At 61.3% G+C, this 4,875-nt stretch carries 2 protein-coding genes and 2 pseudogenes; all 4 read left to right on the forward strand.

Annotated features, from left to right (window positions below):
- Window positions 1-100: 100 nt before the first annotated feature.
- Window positions 101-259, forward strand: a pseudogene (locus AB0873_RS31655) (ATP-binding protein); the annotation flags it as partial.
- 523 nt (window positions 260-782) lie between these two features.
- Window positions 783-3,719 carry an AAA family ATPase gene (locus AB0873_RS31660; protein ID WP_366604393.1) on the forward strand — a complete coding sequence of 979 codons (2,937 nt, stop codon included), beginning with the start codon at window positions 783-785 and terminating at the stop codon, window positions 3,717-3,719.
- A 217-nt stretch (window positions 3,720-3,936) separates the two neighbouring features.
- A pseudogene (locus tag AB0873_RS31665) lies at window positions 3,937-4,110 on the forward strand (transposase); the annotation flags it as partial.
- A 109-nt stretch (window positions 4,111-4,219) separates the two neighbouring features.
- Entirely contained in the window at window positions 4,220-4,525 is a 306-nt protein-coding gene (locus AB0873_RS31670) for a hypothetical protein (RefSeq protein WP_366604394.1), read from the forward strand.
- Window positions 4,526-4,875 lie beyond the last annotated feature (350 nt).

Raw genomic sequence — 4,875 nt, forward strand, 5'->3', positions numbered from 1 at the left:
CATCCACGAACGCAGAATAGGCCCCGGGCCAGGACAGCCCGCATCACCCGGGCCCCACCGGCCTATGGGGCAAACGTTGCCTGACGCGGCACTAGTTGATATGGGCGCTGTAGAAGTCGGAGCGGGGGTCGTGGTAGCGCCGGCCCAATGGGTGTCCCGCCTCGCCGATGCGAAGACGACGTCGTCGTCCGCAGCCATGATCGACCGCCTCGTCCACCACGCCGAGGTCATCTCGATGAAGGACGATGGCTACCGGCTCGGCTGGTGTAGACGATCGCGGGGTACTGAGCTTCTCCTGGCCTCTGGGCCTCCTAGCCTCCTGGACCTTGAGCTAGACGACACTGGCCGTCGGCGGAACACCTGCCCGGTCGGGGAGTCCAGCCCGCACCCACGATCGAGCCCTGCATGCACGTCAAACCCGACAGCCGTGTAGAAATGCCGTAGTCGGAGCGAATGGGGAGGACGGTCCTCGGAAAACGCCGCATCGGATGAAACCGGCTTGCGGCCAGATGCAATCGGTAGTGGACGTCACTCAGAACGGGCTAAGGTGCTACCAGCACCAACAACGTTGACCCTGTCATCGCGTGGCTACGCACGGCCACTGCGGCACCATACCCGACCTGTTGGGCCGGGAGCAGCCTCGGTGGAGTTGTCATAATGACGAATCTGCACACGGATCCAAACGATGTCTTCTTTATCCGCTGCCTAAGCCCCGGCTTTGCCTCCAAACGACTGGCTTCCATGTTTTCGATAGGTAGGCATCCTGAGGGTGGGTGAAGTTAATGAGTGATGCGAACAGTAAGCAACCGACTTTCGTTGGCCGCCTAGAGGAAATGGATCGCCTCACGACCGCCTTAACTGAGGTGCGTGACGGGCACTCCATCACAGTCCTCGTTACCGGTGAGGCCGGTATTGGAAAATCGGCGCTAATTAATCACTTCCGAAATCGCACTCCGGATGCCACGTTTCTGGTGGGTGGTTGCCTTAACCTCGGCGATGCTCCATCCCATGCCCCTTTCGTAGCCATCCTACGGTCATTGGTACGCCGTGTTGGCCTCGATGCCCTTCGCGCATCACTACCGCCGGCGGCCGTCAGTGGACTCGCCTGGCTGTTGCCAGAATTTGATGAGCCGCTGCCCGCCAACGAGGGTACCCGAGCGCGGATGTTCGATGCGTTCTTGACTTTACTCGAACATCTTACGTCTGAGGGCCACCCCGTCGCTCTCGTTGTTGAGGACGTGCATTGGGCGGACCCGTCCACCTGGGATTTGATTGCTTACGTGGTAAATAACGCCCACGAAATCCCACTCCTTACGCTCCTCACCTTCCGTGACCTTCCCTACGCTCATCCGTTGCGCGGTCCCATCTCTGAGTTGGGGCGTCACGCTCGAGTCGCTCAAATGAAGTTGGAAGGCCTACATCGTACCGACGTGGGGCTTCAAGCGACGGCAGTTCTGGGCCATCCACCGGCGGCCCAGCTTCTCGATGAGATTTTCCGGCGTAGCGAGGGGAACCCGCTTTTTGTAGAGGCGCTTCTAGATCCCTCTGGTGTGAACCGGCCGAGCAGTGGGATTCGCGACCTTCTGATCGCTCCGATCGAGAGGCTTCCGCCTTCCACTGAACGCATCCTTCGTGCCGCGGCCGTCGGTGGTTCGGAAGTGGGACACGATGTCCTTGGCGCAGTGTCCGGTACGTCGGATGAGGAACTCGACGAGGCGCTGCGCCCGGCAGTGCGCGAGCGCATCCTGCTGCCAACGCACGACGGTTACCGTTTCAGGCACGCGCTAATCGCTGAGGCGATCTACGAATCGCTTTTACTTCCAGGCGAAAGAAAGCGACTTCACCGACGGTTTGCCGAGGCGATTGAACAGGAGCCGTCCCTTGCGCCACCGGTGCTGTGCCATGCCTCTGGCGAGGTTGCCCGGCATTGGGCAGCAGCGGGTATGCCGGTGCTGGCCCTGGCGGCAACATGGCGCGCCGCACAAGAGGGTCGAGATGTACTGGCGCACCCCGAGCGGTTGAAGATGCTTCGACAGGTACTTGAACTGTGGTGTCTTGTTGAACAGCCGTCTGCGGTTATCGGCGTCACGCGCGCGGTTGTTCTACGCGACATTGTCGAAGCCGCTGACGAGAGCGGTGATATCGAGCTTGGAATGTCCATCGCATCTGAGGCCCTGCAAGTTGCGAAGTGCGAAAAAGACATGAACTTGGCAGCACAAATCCTCGAGCGGCGTGCTCGCATGCGTTCACGGCTTGGTGTCACCGGTGCTGTCGCCGATCTAGAGGAAGCCTTGGCTCTGCTTTCCGGCGGGCCACCGACCTCGCTAAAGTCCCGTCTGCTTGCTCACCTCGCATACCGTCTTTGGGCTGAAGGTAGGCCGGATACTGCACGATCGTTTGCTAGTGATGCGCTTACTCTAGGGAAGGAACTCAACGATGATTATAGTGAAGCGCTTTCAATAATCACGCTAGCTGGCCTGCTGGCTGAGGAAGGTGAAACTCAAGTGGCCAGAGCCAACTTTGGCAGGGCCAGAGATCAAGCCGAACGTATCAAGGTGCCGATGCTTGTTGTCGCTTCGTATATGGCCGAGGCGTCGGTTTTGGAGATGTTGGGCGATGCTGCAGGTGCGGCCGGGGTTGCGCGTATCGGGGTTCGAAGGGCCGGTGAGGTGGGTCTAGCTCGGACACTTGGTGTTCCACTTGCCGGCACTCTCGCGGAGGCCCTGTTCTCTTTAGGGGAGTGGAACGAGGCGCTGGAGGTTCTCACCCACTCTCTCGAACTTGAGCCACCTAAAGGATACCGTGCCGCCATTCTCGCGACGCAAGGTGAGATTCTTGTTGCACGTGGTGAATTTGGGTCGGCGGCGCGGATCCTTGACGAGATCCATGATTTGTCCAGCGACTCGTGGGACACGGCAACGAACCAATTTGCCCAAGCGGCATTCGAGGCGAATTTTCTAATAGCTCAAGAGGATCCGCAACGTGCGCTGTTGGCCGTCCTAGATGCTCTTGTCAGTCACCCGGCGCAGCGAGCGCCGCGTCGAGCTTGGCCGCTACTGGTTACTGGGGCGCGGGCCCACTTTCAGGCTAATCTTCAAGGACGACTACTCCCGCTTCCACAGATGCATGCCGCTCAAGATAACATGGAGAGGCTGAAGGAGGCCGCATCGGCGACCTCCGTTAGGACAGACGTGGACCGTGCATGGCGCGCGTCGTTTGTGGCGGAAGCCTCGCCAGCTTCACAGCGACGCGAAGCAAGGGAAGCGGAGCTATACGCATGGGAGCGGGCAGGCCAACCGTATCCGCTTGCATGGGCGCTAGTCAGATCCACCGACGGGCTCATCGCGAGGCGTAGCCGAACAGAAGCCGTTGAGCGTCTCCGACGCGCTCGCGCTATCGGCGAAGCGCTCGGCGCAATGCCGCTCGTCATGGCCGTTCACGCTACTGCGAGCCGAGCTGGTCTCACCCTCGCGGAAGCGCCGAGCAGACAAATGGTGATCCCCAAGAAGCCGGAGTTTGGACTGACGGCGCGAGAAGTCGAGGTTCTCCGCCTGGTCGCGGAAGGGCTGACGAACCGGCAGATCGCCAACCACCTCTTTATCTCCGTCAAGACCGTTAGTGTGCATATTTCCAGAATTCTGATGAAGATGGACGCATCCACACGGGGGGAAGCGGCGGCAAAAGCCCACCGTCTACACTTCTTCGACGAAAATGGTTGAGGTGTGATGCAACTCGGCAAATCCGCAGAGGCTGCGGTGTTGCGGAGACTGTTACTGGACGGTCGGCGCTAGGGCCTTTGTCGAAGTCGGTGCCAGGGCTTGAGCTGACTTAAGGATCTTCGCGTGTCGGAGATCGAGATTTGGCGAGGTCTCCGGTAGATGGTTCAGCGAGTAAGCAGAACCTGAAACCGGAGACCTCGTGGACACCCTAGCGGTGATGAGGCGGTTCGACCTGACTGACGTGCAGTGGGCGGTGCTGGCGCCGTTGCTGCCGGCGCCGAAGCGGTCGGGTCGACCGTCGTTGCGGAGTAGGCGGCAGTTGATCGGCGGGATTCGGTGGCGGATTCGGGTGGTTTGCCCGTGGCGGGATGTGCCGCCGCAGTATGGGTCCTGGTCGGCGGTGTATGCGCTGTTCCGCAGGTGGCAACGCGATGGAACCTGGAAGCAGGTGCTCGTCGCGTTGCAGGTCCTCGCGGACGCGGCCGGTCGGGTCACCTGGGATGTGTCCGTGGATTCGACCAGCGCTCGCGCCCACCAGCATGCCGCCGGGCGCGGAAAAGGGGGATCTGCAGGCCGAACCACCCGGTGGCGTCAGTATCGAGCCGGACGACCACGCCCTGGGGCGGTCCCGCGACGGGTTGACCACGAAGCTGCACCTGGGCTGCGAGCAGGGCCAGAAAACACCGGCGATCGTGACCGAGATGCTCCCGCTGATCGACAAGATCCCGCCGGTACATAGTCGGCGCGGACGGCCATGCCGGCGCCCCGACGCGTTGTTCGCCGGCCGTGCCTACGGCCACGAATAGTACCGCAAGGCGGTAGGCGGCAAGGACATCCGCCCGCGCATCGCTCGCTGCGGACAGCCCCACGGCTCCGGGCTCGGTGTGTTCCGGTGGGTGGTCGAGCGGACGATCGCCTGGTACGACGTATGAACGTCTACGCATCCGCTGGAAACACCGCGACGACATCCACGGAGCCCTCCTCAACCTCGCCACCACAAGGATCATGGCTAGCGTGTTTAGGGCGTCGCTCGTTCGGCGGTGCGATCTGCAGAGACTAAGAACTCCTAACTCTTTGAGCGTTGGAGTCGGCGCCAGCAGGTGATGGCGCAGGCGAGGGTTTGGAACGCTTTGTGGATGTCGTCGCGGATCTCCCA

This window comes from Micromonospora sp. NPDC047707 (assembly GCF_040704235.1).
GTDB lineage: Bacteria > Actinomycetota > Actinomycetes > Mycobacteriales > Micromonosporaceae > Micromonospora.